A 20472-nucleotide genomic window follows, 5' to 3' on the forward strand; every position below is an offset into this window, starting at 1 on the left:
ATACCCGATCGAGAGAAAGATTACTTTGCTTAAACCGCAAAGGTGCTTACCAGCAACCAGATAATTGGTAAAACTAGGACTGCATATAATTTAGGAATGAAAATGCTTCGTCGGGACGATAGGGAGAAGGTGCCGATCGGGAAGATACCTAAAGGGAGACAGTATGACAAACGAGCAGGACGACGCGATTCCGAATGGTTTTTTTGCTGGACGCCGCCGCGCTTTCAAGAGTATTGGTGGATTGGTGGCAGCATCCGCGGCAGCGCTAGGCAGTAGCAAGAACGTCTTTGCACAGAGTCGACCAATGCCTCAGGGGGCCAGCAACATCGGCACCGCAGCCGATTCTCCAGTAAGCCAGCTGACAACAACGTTTAGCACATATGTCAGCAATGCTCGCGATTTGCCTCTTCCTCCAGACGTATTGGAGATGACGAAGTGGGCACTACTGGATACTCTTGGAGCCATTGTTTCAGGTTCTCAGCTTAAGGCCGGGCGGGCAGCTATTCGCTTTGCTCAAGAATTTGGCGGCAAGCCGACGTCGACGGTCATCGGAGCGCTGTCCGGATGCGACCCTGTGACGGCCGCACTTGCCAACGGTACCATGGGTCACGCCGACGAGACAGACGACGTTCTGGTCGGGCCCTGGCACCCGGGTTGCAACGTAATCCCTGCAGCGCTCGCGGTCGGCGAGAAGTACGGAATCAGTGGGACTCACTTTCTCCGATCTGTCGCATTGGGGTATGACATCGGGTCGAGAGTCATGCAAGCGACCGGGGTGAAGATGGATTTTCGTTCGCCAACGAATAGTATGGGCGGAAACTGGGGGGCCGCAGCTGCTGCGATCTGCGCCGGCAGCTTGACCAAAGAGCAGACCAGGTGGGCGCTCGCATATGCCGCGCAGCAATCCTCTGGAATCGACGATTTCCGCCGCGACCCGGATCACATCGAAAAAGCTTTCATGAATGGCGGCATGGGCGCGCGCAACGGTGTCACCTCGGCGCTGCTCGTTCTCTCGGGATTCAACGGTGTCGGCGACATCATGTCCGGCGACGTGACCTTCTTCTCAGCCTACTCAAGCTCCGCCAACCCAGAGCTGCTCAATTACAAGCTCGGGGAAGACTTCTACATTCGGAAGGCGCTATTCAAGCACTGGCCTGTTGGCGGTCCAATAGCGGCACCGCTGGACGCGTTGGACGCTCTTCTTAGGAAGCACGGTCCGATTGACTCCCGGCAGATCAAGGAGATCGTCGTGTCCTACTGGTCGCCAGGATCCATTACCGACAATAGCGGCCCACCGGACGTCAACCTCCAGCACGCGGTAGCGCTAATGCTTACCGACGGTAGCCTGACGTTCAAATCTATCCACGACTACAGCCGATTGACGGATCCTGAAGTAGTAAGGCTGCGATCGTTGATTAAGATTGTCCGCCGGACAGCAGGGGATCCTCAGCAAAGGTCAGTGATTGGCGCGACGGGAGCTGCGCATGCGTCAGACACATCCAACGATCCGGCTATCCAGATCGTCCTATCCGACGGCAGACGCCTCTCGCAGGAGTCTGTCTCTCCGGGGCCAGGCGTGCCAAACCACCCCTATACGAGAGAATGGGCTGCGAAGAAGGCTCGAAGCCTGGTAGAGCCGGTGCTGGGCTCGTCGCGTGCGGAGTCGCTGATTGCAACAATCCTGAAATTGGAGCAGGAACCAGACATCCGCGTGCTCGGCCCCTTGCTTCGCGCAGACTCAAACGAGCCGCCGAAGCTTTCTTTGTGGCCGAAGAGCTAACAATAGCTGAGACAGGCGTTGCCTGACACCGGTGGGGACTCGTTGCATATGGTCGCGAAAGTGGCCATGATGCAGTTGATAGACATAGCTCGTTAGCGCGGCCACGACTATGTTGCCGTCACGTGTGCCGGCATGGGTGTGCGGTCCAGCAAACACACACTTTTGCCGCATATCGCGCCGATTGTCAATACGGACGGGAATAGCGTCGCCATGATTAGTTGGCTTGCCCCAATATGTTCCTCCGCGGTCAGGCTACGCGTCCTTTAGCTCGAATGCGATCACCTACGCTCACGCATCATCCCCATCGACTTGGTCGAGGCGATATCCATAGCCGTAAAGCGGAGTAAGCCGGTAGCCATTCTCTGGCCGCAATTCGAGCTTCGAGCGCAGCTTTGACATATGGGTGTCCATCGTACGCGACGGGTTATAGTTGGACTGCTTCCAGATCGCATCGAGGATGTGCACGCGCGACAGTGGACGGTTCAGGTGCTGAGAGAGTAGCAGCGCGAGGTCAAACTCTTTCTGCGTGAGCGCGACCGTCCGGCCGCGCACCGACGCTTGCTGCAACTCCAGATCGAACTTATACGTGCCGAATGTCTGCTCCAACGCGGGGGGCAGTGGTTGACACTCGCGGCGCAGTAGCGAATCGACGCGCGAGACCAGCAGCTGTTCCGATACCGGTTTCACGACGTAGTCGTCAGCGCCGCTGTTTAGCATCGCTGCAATGTCAGTCTCATCGCTTCGGTTCGCCATGAGTAGCACTGGCAAACGAGCCGAATGGCTCTGTCGGAACCAGTGCAGCGCGTGGTCGCCGGTCATGTACGACATGTTCCACTCGAGCACAAGCAGGTCGAATGTCTGGCGGCGCAATTCCGTTGCCAGTTCTCCGACATTGGCAAACGGAAAGCAGGCGTGTCCGACTGCTCCCAAGGTCCAGCAGATGAAGTCAGTCTGGATTGGACAGGCATCTAGTACAGCTATTCTCATAGTAGCCGGTAGCTAACAATGGATTACTCGTACTTCTCGTCGGAAATGGCGGTTAAGACTAGGAGATTTTCACTAATACATGGATTGAAATATTGATGCCATTCTCCGCGCGAGAAGTACAATTTACATTAATGTGAGAGACGGCACTCGCATTGTCAGAAGAAATGGTTTATCCCAAAATAGAAACCTTGTTGATTGTGACCCGGCAGCGGCGGTGAATCTTGCGCCTCGACAGGGAATGCCGCGTTTCCGTGATTGAACATCATGCCGACCGTGCTGTAGAGCAACGTGCGTTTCGACAGGGAGTAGTTCGCACCGATTGCACCAAGCGTGGCACTTCCGCCGTTATGATTGACACTTGCGTGGTAGGCTGCTGCTATCAGCTGCAATGCGTCCGTCGCCTGATAGTTCAACCCAACCCACTCCTGACTATTTCTCGTGGCGCCCAAGGGATTGTCGGCCGTGACGGTAGTGTCAGAACCCGATGACCACAGTTGTTGATAGCCACCATAGAACTTCAATGGCCCCCACGAGTAAGTGGCACCGACCATATATTCCTGCGACGCCTCGTACAGGCTCGAGAACTTACCATTCGCGTCGCGAATTTCTTCGTACACACCGTACAGGCTCAGACCGGTGAGAGTGTAAGCGGCACTCGCACTCAACTGACGACTTCCACGGAAGTTTCCTGCTTGATTACCGAATCCATTCTGCAAGCGGAAGTTAAAACCACCGTACTTGTTTGAATTATACGTGACGGTATTCGCCCGCGAGCCCCACGCACGACCCTTGGCAAGGTTCGCGATACCAGTTGCCTGCTCGCCGAACGGGTCGAGAAACCAGCCTGTCTCATCTGTTAGTGCCATAACCCGGCCTAGCCAGAGGCTACCGTATTTATCGCTCGCGACCCCGACGTATGCGTACCGGCCGAATAGGGCGTCAGTTGGTAGTGAACCTGAACCCGCGGAAAACATGCTTTCGAGCCTAAAAACAGCTGAGAAACCGCTGCCAAGATCTTCAGATCCTTGCAGGCCCCACCAACTGATGCAGTATTGATTGTTACCATAGCGGAAGAGATTTCTCGATGTCCCATTTGGTTGAGCAACATTACTAATGAAATCCAGGCCGGAGTCTAGCCGGCCATACAATGTAACGGAGCTTTGGGCGTGGGCCACGCTGCAAATCCCAGTTCCGACAAAAAATGAGGCAATGATAATTTTTCGCATTTCGTTGTACATAATATTTTTGTGATCCGAAAACGAATACAGGGTTACGAGATCTCTATCGAATTGACAGCAAAGTCGTAGATGAACGTTTATTGGGGGAAATTCTATCGAGGTTCTCGCTTGCTACTCGCAAGCGAGAATTGATTTCGTCACGTCGCGATTAAAATACGCCAGTCGTGGTCCAAAAACCGCAATGATGGAATTTTGCGTATGAGGCGCTATTTATTACCCGATCCGTTGGAAGGGTAAACTGGAGGATCTGAGGATGCTCCGATTCGAATTTAGGCCACGTCGTCCAATTTGAGGTGTCACTCGATGTTGTCCAATAGCGCAACATCTCGTCGGACAATTTCTTTTGATATGCATTCAACGGTTTGGCGACGCCAAGGCTACCTCCGTGAAATCCCTCGAATACATATGCGAGCTCCGATGTGTGTGCAGCCCCGAGAGGGAAGGTGGTCGGCGGGATATACGAAGGCGCGGTCCTGTCCGCGAACTCGTAAGCGTGGACTGTTGTCTTTTTTGAGGCCCAGTTATCAATCTGGAGTGCCGGGCAAGAAAACAGATAGTCCGTCGCAACTGCTGCGAATGCCTCACTAGGTGTCTCGTAATTCGAGGAGGGGTACTCCTTTGCGACCGACGACGCCAACTTGTCGCCAAAGAAGGCCTTGAGGGTACCTTGATAACGTTCTTCTGACATCGCCTGGCCCGTCGCATTCTCGGGCAGTGCGGAGAAGAAAGTCCCTTCGTCACGCGTCGTGCCATTGACAATCGATACATCGTTGAACTTGCCAGTACGTAGTGCATCACCCGGATGCATTGGCATAAAATTACCGTCGATAATCGTTTGGTTGACGATATAGTCCTTTTGCAGCGCGAGGATCTTCTCAACCGGCAACTTTCGAAGGCAAGCTGCGCCTTGGCCCTTGCATGCTGCTGCATCGGCAAACTTTTCGCCAACGTTGCGAGCATATTCGACCGGGCGGGACGCCCCGAAATAGGGATGTCGGATGATCTCGGCAGCTCCGCTCATCACAATCGCGTGCTGGAACTTACCTTGCGCCCACGGTGAAGTAATCTGCGCTAGGACGCTGGTCCCTCCCGACGACTCTCCGGCAATGGTAACGTTGTGAGGATCGCCGCCGAATTTGCCGATGTTTCGCTGGACCCAATCGAGTGCAAATGTTTGGTCCATTTGACCGTAGTTCCCGAACGGATGCCCCTCCTTGTCGATATCGGGATTGGAGAAGAATCCAAGCACCCCGAGTCGATAGTTGATGGTAACGACGACCATATTTCTGGCCACAACCAATTTGGGGTTGTAGTCGTTTCCCCGCCCGACCGTGAGATTGCCTCCGTGAATCCATACGAGAACCGGCTTGGGCGCACTCGCTGAGCTTGCGTTGCTCGGCGCATAGACGTTGAGGTACAAGCAGTCCTCACGACCGCCCGCCGACGCAAACGCACCCAGATCTCCGTTTTGAGGGCAGGCGTTTCCTGGCGTGCTTGCTTCAAGGGTCTTCGACCAATGTGCTGGTGCTTGCGGCGGCCTCCAACGTAGATCGCCCACTGGTGGCGCGGCATACGGTATGCCGAGATAGGTCATCATCGTGCCGTCGTCACTGCCGCGCACAGGACCGCTATCGATGTCAATGGTCGCGGTGGGCTGCGCGGCGGTTGCCGTGCCAAATGTGCACATTGCGGTCAAACAAACTGCAATCGATATGTCTTTAAGTGACATGTCCGGTCTCCGTTGTTTCATTTAATTTTAAAGATAGGCTGTCGAAAATTAGAGACCCCTATTCAACAACGCTGCCGTTCGAATTTCTCAGCAACGTTGGTGGTGCGCGAGATGTTGAATGATCCGGCGCGCGAAAGGGGCCTCGTCGACACTGTCTGCGTCAGCGAGTCCTCTTGACGCCCGACCCCCATGCGTCCTCTGAAGCGTCATGACTCGAACTCTTCGGAAGGCTCAATACTGCCGCGACTGCGAGCACGTCAACGATGGCCAAACACAGCAATCCACCAGAAAAGCTACCTGTTGCGTCCTTCACGATGCCCATCAACCATGGCCCGGCAAAGCCACCGAGTGCGCCAATCGAGTTGATAACAGCGATGCCACTCGCCATGGCAGCGCCGGTCAGGAATGTTGATGGCAAGGTCCAGAATGCTGAAACACAGCCATATGCCCCGAACGCAACGACACTGAATGCCAATATTTTGATTTCGAGGTTTTGCGCAAGTGCAGCTGCCACCAGACCGATTGCTGCAAGAAAGAGCGGGGCAGCTGTATGCCATCTACGCTCCCCCTTCACGTCCGAGCGGCGAGCCATCCACAAGATACCGACACTTCCCGCGATGAAAGGGACCGCTGAGAGAAGGCCGGTTTGAGAATAGGTCAAGCCAAACGCCTTCACGATCTGTGGCAGAAAGAACCCAACGCTGTAGACGTTCAGAACCACGCTGAACATCACGAAACCAAGGATATACACAGTTGGAGAAAGCATGGCTTGCATAACCGTGTAATCACGAATCGCCTTTCGCTCTCGTTCTTCGTTAACCAATTGCTGGTCTAACCAATTGCGTTCTTCAGGCGCGAGCCACTTCGCTTCTGACGGGCGATCTGGCAGTCGTTTCAAAACGACGCCTGCCAAGAATATCGCCGGCAGGGCCTCAATAATGAACAGCCACTGCCAACCCCGCAGATTCAGCAGCCCATCAAACCCAAGCAGCGAGCTCGAGATCGGTGCGCCAATCAAGAATGCCAGTGGTCCAGCGACGTTGAGGTACCCAATGACGCGCGCACGATAAGCAGGTGGAAACCACTGGGTCAGGTAGAAGAGTACGGCCGGATAGAATCCCGCTTCGGCCATCCCTAGCAACGCGCGCATGATGTAAAAGCTGATCGGACCTTTGACGAATGCCATTCCTCCCGCAACGATTCCCCAGCTCAACAGAACGCGGGCGATCCAGCGTCGCGGTCCGTATCGCATCATCAAGAGGTTCGACGGCACTTCCATTATGAAGTACATCAGGAAGAACAGACCCGCGCCGAAACCGAACATTGACGCTGTCATGCCCAAGTCTTTGTTCATCTGCAACGCAGCAATCCCGATGTTTGTCCTGTCGAGATACGCAACGAAGAAGCAGATGACAATTAGAGGGACGAGATGCCGGGCGGCCTTACCCACGGCGCGTTGTTCAAGCGATAGCATCTTCTCGTCTCCTACTGTGATATGTGCGTCCGCAGCGCTTCCTGCGCTGCCAGATTCTGGCGCATGCATTGTCTCCTCCTAGAGGTATATATTTTTTAGCCTCGCGCGTCGTTATATGGGTTCGACGCGTCGCGACATAGTGATTTTTAACAGATAACCTAATTAGATCTGCGTTGCGATCCTCCGTTGCCGTCGCGTCCGTCATGGCATATATGCCCGGAGACTCTACACGCATATCTTTGCATTCGGGATGCAGTGTGCTTGGCTGGCATAGCCTCTACAGCAAAGCACCTTTGCGTTCGGCGCAAACATTGCAGCACGAGCCGCGTACGTTTCCTCCTTGCCCCCGCCGTCGAGCTTGATTTGACAGACAGGAGCGCTCAAAATAGTTGATTGGATTGGCGAGATCCTCGAAGCCGAACGGGCAATACGACCTACCCAAACTACCAATTTTACAAACGACTTTGGGGCGACGAATGGACCCTTCGTGCCGCGCTCCACTCGTGAGGGCCTTCATCGAAGCCTTGAAGCTTGGGGACGAAATCCATGCGGGCGGGGATGGGCATTCAGCGGTCCTATCCTCACCGTGCCGCTGAGCCATTCATCAGGACATTTCATTGAGGGTTGCGAGCCTGCGCGTTTCGATTCGATATTGTTTGCTCCAATGTGATGCCGCTTCGGTGAGGTAACGTGCTGCCCAGTCTGTTCAATGTATCGACTGTTCGCCGCCTCGACTAGGTGGCAATATCGGCATAGACCTATCCTGTGGAGCATTAATGAAAGAAGATCTGAACGATCTCGTAGCGTTCCTTGTGGTCGCGCGTGAGCACAACTTCACCCGCGCTGCAGCACAAATTGGGGTGTCGCAGTCGGCGCTGAGCCGGACGGTGCGCGGTCTTGAAGAGCGGATGGGGCTGCCGTTGCTGACGCGAACGACGAGGAAGGTTTCATTGACGGATGCGGGAGAGAGGCTGGTTTCCGTGATCGAACCACGATTGGAAGAAATTGAGGCCGAACTTGACTCGCTGCGTGCAATGAAGGATCGACCGGCCGGTACCGTACGGATTACAACCACTGAATACGCCGCGAACACCTACGTCTGGCCGCGCGTGCAGGAACTGCTGCGCGTGTATCCGGATCTGAAAATCGAACTTGTGAACGACTACGGACTTTCGGACATTGTCGCGGACCGTTACGACATCGGCGTGCGGCTCGGTGACCAAGTCGCTCAGGGCATGATTGCGGCGCGGATTGCTCCTGATATGACGATGGCGATCGTTGGATCGCCGGCATATCTGAAATCGCGGCCCGCGACGAGAGCTCCGCGTGATCTGACACTCCATAACTGCATCAACCTTCGATTGCCCACCAGAAATTCGCTGCTTGCATGGGAGTTGAGTAATGGCAAACGCCAACTCCAGGTTCGGGTGGACGGCCAGCTTACGTTCAATAGTGTCTATCAGATGGTCGACGCTGCGCTCGGCGGATTCGGGCTGGTATATGTGCCCAAGGATCTGGTCGAACCCTACGTCAAATCCGACCGCCTTGAATGGGTGCTCGAAGAATGGTTCCCCACCTTCGTCGGCTATCACGTCTATTACCCGAGTCGTCGCAAGTCGTCGCGCGCTGTTGAACTCGTTGTGAATGCGCTTAAGTCGGGCTAGCGCATGCGAGGAGCTCCAAGTTGCCGTAATGCATCACGCGCACGCGTATGGAGGTACGGTCTAGCTGATTCGTTTACTGGCCAGTAAGCAGGTCGCCTTTACGAGACGGAGTGAGGTGCCGACTTACGACCCATCAGCCAACGTAGAGCAATGTTGTTTGTTGAGGCGTTACGCCCATCACCGTAATGGTAGGTTGGGCAATGCCCGGCGCAGGATATTCGGACGTGCCGGTGCACGCCTTCATCCGCGGCGTAGCAGCATGTACCGTTTGGGAGCTCGCAGACGCTGGTGTGGATGTATAGGCAACGATTAGCGATACGGCGAGTGCGGTTCGGCGCGCGGACCTCATCGAACTATTTCCGGATGAAGCACATCGATTGAAAATGTCGAGGTAGCCGTCGCTACGGACACAGAGGAGAGCACGGTTTCCTCAAGAAAACGAGACGGTAAACTGCGTTCCGGAGGGACCACTACATACGGCAAGATGCCACGCGTGTGCTGAAGCGATCTCCTTGCAGATCGCTAGGCCGAGTCCGGCGCCATCATGTGTAGCATCCGGTGCGCGCCAGAAGCGTTTGAAAAGATGTGGCAAGTATTCGGGCTTTATGCCTGGACCATCATCTACGACGCGTAGCGAAGCAGCGTCGATGGTGATCGTTACCGTCCCGCCAGGTGGGGCAGCATTGATTGCATTTTCGACGATGTTCTTGAGAAGAATGAATATCGCTCCCTTGTCAGCACGCATCTTTCCCGGTGATTCTGACGTTTCGAGCTGCAGGCGAACGCTCCCGGAATCAGCGCTTCGGGCGAGGTAAGCAATGACGTCCTCGGCGACATCAACGATTTCGATATCGCGAAAGTTGAAATTTTGCGTTTCACTGACCTCGGCCAGATGCAGCAGTTGTCGCACCTGTCTTGCCATCAGGTCAATTTCGCGGTAAAGCATTTCCTTGCCTTGCAGTGTGGGCTGAAGTTCAATCTGACCACGAAGCAACGTGAGTGGAGTCTGCAATTCGTGGGCTGCCGATGCGAGAAATTGTTGTTGTGCCGCGAAGCCGTCTTCCAGCCGACCCAATGCTTCGTTAAATGCATCAACGAGAGGCCTGATTTCACTTGGAATGCCGGCCGGCGCGAGCCGCACACTCAGGTTTCGTGGTGTGATCAGAGTCGCGTCACGGGATGCGGAACGGAGTGGTTGCAGCAGTCGATGCATGGCTAGTGTCATCGTCAGCCCAAATAACACGATAACCAGGACAAAGTTAATCCTTGCCGCGGTCAGGCCGGTTTTGATTCCCGCCTCAACAAGTGTCTCAACAAGGCGTTCAGACATGGCCACTTGCACGTAGTATATTGAGGAGCCGTTCCGGACCGGTAGCGTCGAGAGGTCAGCTGTCTGTCCGTCGATTTGAAGTCGGCTGATCTTTCCTGCGGACTCTGACAGCGATACATCGCCCCACGAAGAGCCCGTCATTGCGCTTTTTGACGCGAACAGGACAGTTCCGTGTTTGTCGAGAATCCGGTACTTATAATCGGCTGGTGCAATATCGAAGAGGCGTCTGGTGTCGGGTGGCAAATCGACAGCGACTGGGCGCCCGTTCGCGTCAAACTTGAGGGCGCGCGCAACGCTCCTAGCCTTTGCCGCCTCAGACATTCTGCCGAACCGATCCGGGTAATGTTCAAATAAGTGGATGGTGAGAATGCCAATTGAGCTGACGCTAACAGCAAGCACGGCGACACTGGCGATCCAGAGACGAACAGAAAGGCTGCGAATCCAGCGACCGATCATGGCGCCTCAGCGTATCGACGGATTGGTGCTGGCTGGACCTTCAGCACCGACCGATGACTGAAGTGCAAAGCCTGCGCCGCGGATATTGGTGATCTGCACCTGGGAACCGACGACCGCCAACCTCCTGCGAAGGCGATGCAGTGCCACTGCAAGGGCATTGGGCGTTACGGCATCACTGATTCCCCACGCCGCGTGTTCCAGCGTGGCATGCCGGACCGTTGAACCCCTAGCCTTGAACAGGCACAGAGCGATCTGCAACTCGGCGGGTGGGAGTTGTACGGAATTTGGCCCACACGCCAGCGTTTGTTGCGCTGGGTCGACCGTGATATCGGCGAATGACATCTGTAGATCGCTGATTGACGTCGGCCGGCGCATCAGAGACCGAACGCGCGCTACTAGCTCACTCATTGCGAAAGGCTTGGTGACATAGTCATCAGCGCCACTCTCGAGTCCATCGACCCGATCGTGCACCGCATCCCGCGCTGTCAGCATCAGGCACGGGGTTGTGTGGCCCTTGGCCCGCAAGGTACGGAGCAGTGAAAGGCCGTCGCCGTCGGGCAGGCCGCGGTCGATGACGAGAACCGCGTATTCTGCCCGTGCCAGACCGTAGGATGCCTCCGAAATACGGGAGAAAACGTCTGTCTCAATGCCCGACAGGCTAAGCGCGTGGCGAATCATCTCGCCCAAGCGTTCGTGATCTTCAACCAGTGCTACTCGCAACATGAAAGTGCCATTTAATTGAACTGGTAGTGGTACCCGACCAGGACCGCCGGCGAATAGCGCTTCCCCGTGATCGGACTGTCCGAGATCCCCGAACCGAGGCGCGTAACGGCCGCATCAAGAGTGACGGACTGCCGGCGCGTAAGCTGGTAGCTGGTGTGCGCACCAATCGATGCGTTCCACGTGGCATTCCCCGAATATGCCGCGCGACCGATGGTCGCCTCCGACGGCATGACGCCATAGTAATAGCCGACATACTTCGCGCTCAACCATTCAACACCCAGGTTTGGCTCCAGCGTAAAGTCGCCGAACCTGAATGCCTTGCCATACCCGATCTTCGCTCGTTCGCCCTTGTTGCCACCTAGCAGGAAAGCACCCGAAAGGGTACCGAAGGCCGTCTGCCACTTTACCGAGGGCCCGTACCAGAATGCGGCTTTCCTGTCCTGCATGCCGTTCAGGATAGGGGCATCTGAGGCCTTATACCCCTCCGTGACGGCGTATTGACCGCGCAGGGCAACACTGACGCCATCCCAATGGCCAATCTTCAGGTCCAGTGTCGTGCCGTAAAGGCTAACCCACTTGTCATCAAAAGTAACCAGTGGAACTGGCGTCACCTTGGTGCCGTCTCCACTGTAGGGTTGTGCCCTGAGAACCACGCCGGCGCCAAGTCCCCACCGCGTCACGTTGGTGGCGTTACTGAGAATTGTTAGCCCTGAATCGTCTGATACAGGTGAGTTCGACGAGAGGCCGTCAGCGTTGGCAGATCCGGTATACAGCAGTGCGGCTGCAAGAGCAATCGCCCCCGCGCCGGTCTGGGCAAAGTTTTTTTTCACGCGTGCTCCTGGAGAGGATGGCTAAGGCGGCATCGACTCTAGGCCCGCGAGACTTTCCATTCACTTTCCAGCCGCAACCTCTGGTAGGGCAATTAACGGTGCCTGAACATGGTGGTGACGCTATTCAGGTGGGTAACTATTTGGTAAGTCGAACTTGGCCAAGATCTCGCAGTGACGCAATTTTCGTGAGTTTCAGGCATTTCGAGAGGGTTGCGTTGAGGGATAGCAGCGGCGAACGAAGGTTGCTGGCATAGGCGGCACCTGGCGGTATCAACCCATCTGATTTTGGAAGGAGGTTTTCGATGAGAGTAAGGCGCCTGATTGTATTTGGTGCTGTGGCACTGACATCGAACTGGTCGCAGACGGTGATGGCAGGTGTATCGGTCGGGATTGACGTGGGCGGTCCTGCGCCCGTTTATGCCGCCCCGGTTGTGGTGACTCGAGCGCCAGTTGTCGTTGCGGCGCCTCCCGTTGTCGCCTTTTATCCTGCTGCCCCGGCCGTCATTGATGCGGTCGTGATTGGCTGGCACGGCACACGGTATTGGGACGGTCGCAGATGGTGGGGGCGCCGAGAGTGGAATGCGCGTCTCCGTTGAGTGCTGCGGACGTGCTTAACGCGAGTCCGTCCGGGCACGGGTGGTGGTTCGTCCGGCTCAATTTGGTCCGGGAAAGCTGGTCGGCCGGCCGGGTTCGAGCGTATGCATTTAACGAAGGGGCGTTGTGTGTTTGAGCCATTCATCGCCTTGACCATTCAGCGCGGCTGCGGTCGTCGCTATCAGTTGCGCTGCACGCCTACAGGATCGCCGTTTCGCTAGTAAGTTTCTGGTAACTCTTTTTGCGGCAATATCGTGCTGTTCGTCCGTTGAGAAAGCGTGCGGACCTTCCCGAAATGACCCCGCAATGAATCGAAATGAGTACCGGCTGAGTCGAGTGCGCGTCATTCGGCAAAGAATCCGGTCACTTGTGAGGCATGCCCGTGGCACGGGCAAGGCGTTGCGGAGATCAGGATTTCGGATAGACGTATCCCTTGAATCGAAAGCCATGTCCAGGATTTTCAACCGGAATTCTGATTCCTCGCTTATCCGCCGCATTGCTGCGCGAGATGAGTTCGCCGCCCGGGCATTGGTCGCGCGCAAGCTCCAGCGCATCGTGTCGTTCACCTACCAGATGATGGGTGAACTCGATGAAGCAGGGGAAATCGCGAAACAAGTATTTGTCCGGGTTTGGCATTGCGCTGACGTTTTCCCCGCCCGTGATGTCAACGTTGATATCTGGATGCATTCGATCGCCCTGGCCATTTGCCGCAGCAGGATCGTCGTCAGTTGCCGTTCCGTTGACGGCGCAAGCGTGGCGACGGTCGCACTGGACGAGTCTGAGCAACTACTGGCTGATCTGATTCCTTACCGCCCGATCTTGAATCGCGTTCGCGACGCCCTGATGGGCTTACCGGTGAGGCAGCGAGAGGCGCTCATTCTTGTTCACTATCAAAAATTGAGCTTAGTTGAAGCCGCGCAGGTTATGTCCACAGGCGTTGAGGTCATCGAAGAACTACTGCTAAGCGCGCGTCGTTTGATGGAGCAACAGTTGCTCGATCCGATCTTTGGACGGAGATGCGAATGACTTCGGAAGAATTTCACCGCATGTTGGCAGTTTACGGCACGAACATTGAGCGCTGGCCTGAGGAGACGCGCCACGACGCGCTGCTCCGTCTCGGTTCGCTCACAGCGCGCGAGAAAAGCAATTACCACCGCACGAAGCTGCTCGACGCATTACTGGATTCGGTCTACCAGCCGAGCGTGGGCGAGATGATGGAGGAGAAAGTGATGGCTACGATTCCCCATCCATTGCAGCCAGATCTCAAACGACGCGGCCGCTGGATCGACGTTACGCTTTTGTTCATTGCCCTGGCAAGCGTCGCCGTCAGTCTGTTCGTTATTTATTTGTTGGAAAGCCCGTCGTCGTGAGGTGCGTCCATGAATACAACGAGGGAAGTGCACGACGGGCGATGCACTCGAGCATCGATGCGCGCGCCGCGAGGATGGGGCGATATCCTTCGAGATAGGCGATCTTAAGCGACCGCCTGCGCGTTTCTTCACTCACGTGTTTGCTGAGCTTCGTTGTGGCAAGAAGCGCTATTGCCGCTTCACGATGCGAGGCGCGAGTGTCGCCGCTGCCGCCGCTCACGGAACTCACACCCCACGTTGGGCAGAAATCTGAAACGGTGGCTGCTGTTTTTTTTCCGATCGCATTCAGGGCGATGCGGATCTCATCGGTATTCTTTCCGCTGACCAGTGAAATCAGTAGATTGCCGCGCACGGTGAGTAACCGCAGTCTGGCCAGCTCCAGGCCCCTCGAGCAATCATCTAACGCGATCCGGCGGCTGCGCTCAGCCGTGCTCGCGTTCCACCCCTCGGCACGAGCGAGTCATCGAGTCGCTCGAAAGAGCAGTGAAGAACGCGATGTGGTCCGTATAGCTCAATGCGCAGGCCGTTGGCGCGGGAAACTGCCGCGACCCTTACCTTTGGTTCACCCTCTAGGGGATCCCACAGTATTTCGCTGTTGACCTCAGACCTCGCAAGCGTTGCGGCGCGACTCTCCAGATAGCTCAGGGCGCAGGTAACTACGCCTGATCTTAGCGCGCTTTGTGAAGCTGCGTTCACCCGCCACAGCGACAAACGCGTGGGGGCCGCTCAGATTCTCTTTCGGCATTGGTGAGCCACATTCACATGAGTATGCTGATTTTACTATCTTCCGAACTATTCGCGCAGGCAATAAAGTGCCATTGAACTCATGGAAGCGAGCTGCAATGTCAGTCGAGTTTGTTCCCTTGTAAGGTCTGAAAAATGATCAAAATTACTGTAAACGGTCAAGCACACGCATTCAACGGTGACGCCGAAATGCCGCTGCTGTGGTACCTGAGGGACGAGCTTGGGCTCACTGGCACCAAGTTCGGCTGCGGCATGGCGCTATGCGGCGCTTGTACCGTGCATCTGGACGATCAGCCCGTGCGCGCGTGCGTAACACCTGTTGGCGCCGTGGAGGGCCGTAGCGTGGTGACGATCGAAGCCGTGCACGCGCAGAAAATTGGCGCGGCGGTGCAGACCGCCTGGATCGATGGACAGGTGCCGCAGTGCGGCTATTGCCAGTCCGGCCAGGTGATGTCAGCGGTCGCGCTGCTCAGCACGAAGCCGGACCCGACCGATGCCGACATTGACGCGGCGATGAGTGGCAACATCTGCCGCTGCGCTACCTATCGCCGGATTCGCGAAGCGATTCACGTGGCGTCGGAGGCGCTCAAGCATGCGTAATCCGCACAACACCTCCTTCGCTTCGCGCGCTTCCGGTCCGAGTGGTGGCGACGTGACCCTCACGCGGCGTCAGTTCCTGGGCGGCATGACCGCGTTGACGCTCGCCGTTGGCTTTCCCGGCGGCATCGCGCTAGCTGCGTCGCTCGATCCGGCGAAGCTGTCGTTCGAGCCCAATGCCTTCATCCGTGTAGGCGCGGACGGCACGATCACGGTCGTTTCCTCCTATCTGGAGATGGGCCAAGGCACGTTCACGGGGCTCGCGACGCTGGCTGCCGAGGAACTCGACGTGCCGATTGGCCAGGTAAACATCGTTGCCGCACCGGCCGACGCGAAGCGTTACGCGAATCCGAGGTTCGCGTCGATGGGCTGGACGTTGCAGGGCACCGGCGGCAGCACTGCCATGGCGGGCGCATGGACGCAGATGCGCGAAGCGGCTGCCGCCGCGCGCATGATGCTGGTCACCGCGGCAGCGAAGCAATGGAAGGTGGACCCTTCGACGCTGCACGTCGAAGATGGCGTGATCGTGCATACTGCGTCCGGACGACGGGGCGGCTACGGGGAGTTCGTGGCCGCGGCCGCGCGCGAGCCGGTGCCCACGCACATCGTCGTCAAGCAGCCGGATGTATTCCGGTTAATCGGCCGTCCGAAAACGCGCCGCGTGGACATTCCGGCCAAGGTGGACGGTTCCGCAGTCTATACGCAGGACATCAAGCTGCCCGACATGCTGGTTGCGGTCATCGCGCATCCGCCGCGCATCGGCAGCAAGGTCGCGCATGTGGATGCGAGCGTGGCCAAGGCGATTCCGGGTGTGGTCGCGGTGCTGACGATTCCCGGTGACGCCGATGTGCTGGGCGGCGTTGCAGTGCTCGCGCGCAATACCTGGGTGGCGCGGCAAGGCCGCGACGCGCTTAAGATCACGTGGGACAACACTCACGCGTCTGGCCTGGATTCCGAAGCGATTTACCGGCAATACCGCGCGCTCACCGATCAGCCAGGCGTCGTGGCCGCGAATCGCGGCAAGGTGCTGGGTGAGGCACCTTCCGGCGGTAAATTCATCGATGCCGTGATCGAGCAGCCGTACCTGTCGCATGCGACGATGGAACCCATGAACTGTCTCGTGCATCTGCACGCGGACCGCTGTGAAATATGGAACGGCGAGCAATGGCACACAATGGACCAGATGCTCGCGGCAAAGGAACTCGGATTCAAGCCCGAACAGGTCACCATCAATCAGCTCTACGCCGGCGGCAGCTTCGGCCGCCGCGCCAATCCGCACAGCGACTACGTGCGCGAGGCAGTGCGCATCGCGCGCTCGGCACGTGCGCAGGGCGTCAACGCTCCAGTCAAGCTCGTCTGGATGCGCGAAGACGACATGCGCGCCGGCTATTACCGGCCCGCTACTGTCCATCGCGTAAGGCTGGCCGTCGACAAGGCTGGTAATCTGGTGTCCTGGAATCAGGACGTCGTGGGCCAGAGCTTCTCTAAGCCGGGTGCGAATGGCGTCGATCGCGTGCTCGTCGAAGGCAGCGCAGACATTCCCTACGGAATCCAGAATTTCAAGGTCACGCAGCATATCGCGACGCTGCCCGTGCAGACGCAGTGGATGCGTTCGGTGGGGCACACGCATGCCGCGTTCGTCGGCGAAACGCTGATGGACGAAGCGGCGCGTGCGGCGGGGAAGGATCCATACATTTTTCGCCGCGCGCTGCTCGCCGACAAGCCTAGGCTTCGCGGTGTGCTTGATCTCGTCGCACAAAAGGCCAACTGGTCCAGCCCGCTCACGGCGGGTGCGGCCGGTACGCGGCGCGGCAGGGGCATGGCGCTGCAGTTCGCGTTCGGCACCTATGTTGCACAGGTCGCCGAAGTGACGGTGGCGCAGGACGGCTCGTACACGGTGGACCGCGTCGTGTGCGCAGTGGACTGCGGCACGGTTATCAATCCGGATATCGTGGCCGCGCAGGCAGAAGGAGGCATCGGCTTCGGCCTCACCTTCCTGCGCGCCGCGATCACGCTGGACCAGGGACGCGTCAAGCAGGGCAATTTCAACGACTATCCCGTGTTGCGAATGAGCGCCATGCCGCCTGTCGAAGTCCATATCGTGCCGTCGAAGGAGGCGCCGTCCGGTATGGGTGAGCCTGGCGTGCCGCCGATCGCGCCCGCGGTCGTGAACGCACTCGCGGCGGCGACCGGTGCCGCATTCCGGTCGTTGCCACTCGGCGATACGCTGCGTCCCGCCTGATTCCTCCAGCCGCTTCGAGAACATCCTATCGTGAAAGTCCGTCAACTCATCGGCTACGCGGCGTTGGCCGTCGTGGCCGCGGCCGCCGTATGGGCAGGCCGCGCGTGGCTTGCGCCTGCCGGTCCGGAACCGCGACCTCCCGTGGCGGGCACGCCGGCTGATCTGCCCGCTGCCATTGCGCACGGTGAGTATCTTGCCAAGGCCGCCGATTGCGTCGCCTGCCACACGGCGCAGGGCGGCACGCCCTATGCGGGCGGCAGGGCGTTCCGCCTGCCGTTTGGCACAATCTATTCCACCAACCTGACGCCGGACCGCGACTCCGGCATCGGCGCCTGGAGTGACGACGCATTCGTGAATGCGGTGCGTGCGGGCGTGGGCTCGCATGGCCGTCTGTATCCCGCGATGCCCTATACGTCGTACGCACAGATGAGCCGCGATGACGTGCTCGCCATCAAGCGCTATCTGCTGACGCTGCGGCCAATAGCCGGGGAGCCGCCCGCCAATGCGCTGTCGTTTCCATTTGATCAGCGCTGGGGTATGGCGGTCTGGAACCTCGCGTTCTTTCGCGAGCAGCGCTTCATGCCCGATGGGTCGAAGAGCGTCGAATGGAATCGTGGTGCGTACCTCGCGACGGCACTGGGCCACTGCGGCGAGTGCCATACTCCGCGCAACACGGGCTTTGCGATGAAGTCGCGCGATTATCTTTCCGGCGCGGAGATCGAGGGCTGGAAGGCGTACAACACGACCGCGGACCAGAGCTACGGCATCGGCTCGTGGACCGACGAGCAGGTCGCGCGCTATCTGTCGCTGGGCCACGCACCGGGGCGCAGTTCGGCGTCGGGACCGATGGCCGACGTGGTCGAGCACAGCCTGCAGTACCTGACGCCCGGCGACATCAACGCACTGGTCGTATATCTGCGCAGCGTCGCGCCAGTTGCGGGCGCGTCACGGGCGGGCGCGACGATCGATCTTGATCCGTCGGCGGCGCGAGCGTCGAATGCGGTGCTACCCGGCTCGACGCTGGCGGCATCGGGCATGTCACGCGGCGAGCGCCTCTTCGCGGGCGACTGCGCCGGTTGCCACCAATGGAACGGCGTGGGCCGCCAGACCGAATATGCCACGCTCGTCGGCAGCCATGCGGTGAACGATCCGTCCGGCGCGGCGCTCGTGCAGGTTCTGCTGCACGGCACGAGCCTCACGGTCGGCGGACGGACCCAGCAGATGCCTGGATTTGGCGAGGCCTATTCGGATTCGGACATCGCTGCGGTCGCCAATTTTGTGCTGAGCCATTTTGGCTCGAAGCAGGGGACCGTTACGGCTGAGCAGGTCAGCGCACAGCGCTCGGCAAACTAAGGCGCACTGTATGTACGCATTCCGGCGAATGAATTGATGGCAACCTGTGTATCCGCGGGGAACTCCCTGTATGCAGGGATGGAGTTTCGCTTAACAGGGAATGAGAACCTATATTGGTAAAGGGGCTCGGTGAGCATGGAGAACATCGATCTCATGGTAATACGAGCCGCGCACGAGTGGCTCGCTTCCGGACACCGCGTGGTACTAGCCACGGTTGTCAGGACATGGGGTTCGTCGCCGCGTCCTGTTGGCTCGATGATGGTGTTGCGTGAGGACGGTAAGACAGTCGGCAGCGTGTCCGGCGGATGCATCGAAGACGATCTCGTGTGCCGTTATACGACGGTGAACGGCCCTGTGAGCTATCCCGACTCTTCGATCGACATCGTCCTCTATGGTGTCGACGCCGATGAGGCACACCGCTTCGGGCTTCCTTGCGGAGGCACAATTGAACTTGTGCTTGAATTCCTGCCGGCAATAGAGGTCTTGAGCGAGCTTGTCGAACGTCTGAAGCGCGGAGAGCTAGTCAGGCGATCACTATGTCTCGTTCGCAATCTCGTGCGACTCGACAGTGCCGACAAGCCCGAAGAGCTTCACTTCGACGGTGCTCGTCTTTCATGTACGTTGGGGCCGGGCTATCGGATGTTGTTGATCGGTGCGGGTACATTGACTGAGTACGTGGCAACGATGGCGCTCTTTAACGGTTTTTCGGTTACTGTTTGCGACCCACGTCGGGATCGCCTGCACGCACCTGCGCAGGCGGGTGTTCAAATCGTCACGGATATGCCCGACGACGCGGTAATAGCCTTCAGGCCGGACTCGCGTAGTTGTATTGTCGCGTTAAGCCACGATCCCAAGCTGGATGACCTCGCGTTACTGGAGGCTCTTCATAGCACAGCGTTTTACGTCGGCGCGATAGGGTCAAGGGCAAACAATGACGCGCGTCGCGAGCGACTTATCACGCATTTCAGTGAGACAGAAGCGTCGCTCGCGCGCCTGTCTGGACCGATAGGAATCTATATCGGGAGCAAGACGCCAGCCGAGATCGCCGTCAGCGTGATGGCCGAGATTCTTGCCGTAAAGAACGGCGTGAATATACCTCGCGAGATGTCTGTTGCAGTAGCCAAGAGACGCGATGCGAGGTGACTGTCGGCCGGCGGGACTTTCATCGCAGAACGTGAATGCTGGAAAGATTTGCACAAGCCACGAGGATATCGAAGCAAGAGGTTGCAAATCTCGGGCTGGACGCGCCGCGGCGCCGATACGAACTGTGCTAGATGCGGCCGCGTAAAGAGAGGAGTTTATCGAGTGTGTGGCGCGATGTCGGCAGCCTTCACGATTAGATTTCGATGCATCACCGAAAA

General features: G+C 57.8%; 17 protein-coding genes and 1 pseudogene. 9 read left to right on the forward strand and 9 right to left on the reverse strand.

Annotated features, from left to right (window positions below; genetic code table 11):
• Positions 1-163 precede the first annotated feature (163 nt).
• Positions 164-1780 carry an MmgE/PrpD family protein gene (locus VSR72_RS32555; RefSeq protein ID WP_342956371.1) on the forward strand — a complete coding sequence of 539 codons (1617 nt, stop codon included), beginning with the start codon at positions 164-166 and terminating at the stop codon, positions 1778-1780.
• Between the two features lie 288 nt (positions 1781-2068).
• On the opposite strand, the gene VSR72_RS32560 is transcribed toward VSR72_RS32555, so the two are convergent.
• From VSR72_RS32560 to VSR72_RS32580, 5 genes and pseudogenes are all read right to left on the reverse strand, one after another.
• Positions 2069-2767, reverse strand: coding sequence for a response regulator transcription factor (locus tag VSR72_RS32560; protein ID WP_342956372.1), 699 nt, complete (start codon positions 2765-2767; stop codon positions 2069-2071).
• A gap of 155 nt (positions 2768-2922) precedes the next feature.
• The gene (locus tag VSR72_RS32565) at positions 2923-4005 is read right to left on the reverse strand and encodes a porin (RefSeq protein ID WP_342956373.1); all 1083 of its coding nucleotides are present in this window, start codon (positions 4003-4005) and stop codon (positions 2923-2925) included.
• 148 nt (positions 4006-4153) lie between these two features.
• Positions 4154-5734, reverse strand: a complete 1581-nt coding sequence (locus VSR72_RS32570; RefSeq protein ID WP_342956374.1) for a carboxylesterase family protein — start codon at positions 5732-5734, stop codon at positions 4154-4156.
• Between the two features lie 160 nt (positions 5735-5894).
• Positions 5895-7208 (reverse strand): MFS transporter, encoded by a 1314-nt coding sequence (locus VSR72_RS32575; RefSeq protein ID WP_342956375.1) that lies wholly within the window; start codon positions 7206-7208, stop codon positions 5895-5897.
• Between the two features lie 538 nt (positions 7209-7746).
• A pseudogene (locus VSR72_RS32580) lies at positions 7747-7859 on the reverse strand (cupin domain-containing protein); the annotation flags it as partial.
• A 125-nt stretch (positions 7860-7984) separates the two neighbouring features.
• Here VSR72_RS32580 and VSR72_RS32585 point away from each other — a divergent pair.
• Entirely contained in the window at positions 7985-8872 is an 888-nt protein-coding gene (locus VSR72_RS32585) for a LysR family transcriptional regulator (RefSeq protein ID WP_342956376.1), read from the forward strand.
• A 430-nt stretch (positions 8873-9302) separates the two neighbouring features.
• Here the strand turns inward: VSR72_RS32585 and VSR72_RS32590 are convergent, their stop codons facing one another.
• The 3 genes from VSR72_RS32590 to VSR72_RS32600 are packed head-to-tail and all read right to left on the reverse strand — an operon-like array spanning position 9303 to position 12211.
• Entirely contained in the window at positions 9303-10658 is a 1356-nt protein-coding gene (locus VSR72_RS32590) for an ATP-binding protein (RefSeq protein ID WP_342956377.1), read from the reverse strand.
• Positions 10659-10664: 6 nt separating this feature from the next.
• On the reverse strand, positions 10665-11381 hold the full coding sequence (locus VSR72_RS32595) for a response regulator transcription factor (RefSeq protein WP_342956378.1): 717 nt from the start codon (positions 11379-11381) through the stop codon (positions 10665-10667).
• Positions 11382-11392: 11 nt separating this feature from the next.
• Positions 11393-12211, reverse strand: a complete 819-nt coding sequence (locus tag VSR72_RS32600; protein WP_342956379.1) for a MipA/OmpV family protein — start codon at positions 12209-12211, stop codon at positions 11393-11395.
• A gap of 302 nt (positions 12212-12513) precedes the next feature.
• Here VSR72_RS32600 and VSR72_RS32605 point away from each other — a divergent pair, with 302 nt between their 5' ends.
• From VSR72_RS32605 to VSR72_RS32615, 3 genes are all read left to right on the forward strand, one after another.
• Complete coding sequence (locus VSR72_RS32605) at positions 12514-12807, forward strand: hypothetical protein (protein ID WP_342956380.1); 294 nt, start codon at positions 12514-12516, stop codon at positions 12805-12807.
• Positions 12808-13252: 445 nt separating this feature from the next.
• Positions 13253-13831, forward strand: a complete 579-nt coding sequence (locus tag VSR72_RS32610; RefSeq protein ID WP_342956381.1) for an RNA polymerase sigma-70 factor — start codon at positions 13253-13255, stop codon at positions 13829-13831.
• On the forward strand, positions 13828-14175 hold the full coding sequence (locus tag VSR72_RS32615; protein ID WP_342956382.1) for a hypothetical protein: 348 nt from the start codon (positions 13828-13830) through the stop codon (positions 14173-14175). The genes VSR72_RS32610 and VSR72_RS32615 overlap by 4 nt, the downstream gene beginning before the upstream one ends.
• Here VSR72_RS32615 and VSR72_RS32620 read toward each other — a convergent pair.
• Complete coding sequence (locus VSR72_RS32620; RefSeq protein ID WP_342956383.1) at positions 14144-14527, reverse strand: hypothetical protein; 384 nt, start codon at positions 14525-14527, stop codon at positions 14144-14146. The two genes, VSR72_RS32615 and VSR72_RS32620, sit on opposite strands and share 32 nt — an antisense overlap.
• A gap of 527 nt (positions 14528-15054) precedes the next feature.
• Between VSR72_RS32620 and VSR72_RS32625 the strand changes: the two genes are divergently transcribed.
• From VSR72_RS32625 to VSR72_RS32640, 4 genes are all read left to right on the forward strand, one after another.
• Positions 15055-15519: a (2Fe-2S)-binding protein gene (locus VSR72_RS32625; protein ID WP_342956384.1), complete on the forward strand. Its 465-nt coding sequence runs from the start codon at positions 15055-15057 to the stop codon at positions 15517-15519.
• Positions 15512-17758, forward strand: a complete 2247-nt coding sequence (locus tag VSR72_RS32630) for a xanthine dehydrogenase family protein molybdopterin-binding subunit (RefSeq protein ID WP_342956385.1) — start codon at positions 15512-15514, stop codon at positions 17756-17758. Before VSR72_RS32625 ends, VSR72_RS32630 begins: the two co-directional genes overlap by 8 nt.
• Before the next feature lie 30 nt (positions 17759-17788).
• On the forward strand, positions 17789-19111 hold the full coding sequence (locus tag VSR72_RS32635) for a cytochrome c (RefSeq protein WP_342956386.1): 1323 nt from the start codon (positions 17789-17791) through the stop codon (positions 19109-19111).
• Positions 19112-19246: 135 nt separating this feature from the next.
• Positions 19247-20254, forward strand: coding sequence for an XdhC family protein (locus VSR72_RS32640; protein ID WP_342956387.1), 1008 nt, complete (start codon positions 19247-19249; stop codon positions 20252-20254).
• The last annotated feature ends 218 nt before the right edge of the window (positions 20255-20472 follow it).

The organism is Paraburkholderia sp. JHI869 (genome assembly GCF_038900775.1).
Classification (GTDB): Bacteria; Pseudomonadota; Gammaproteobacteria; order Burkholderiales; family Burkholderiaceae; genus Paraburkholderia.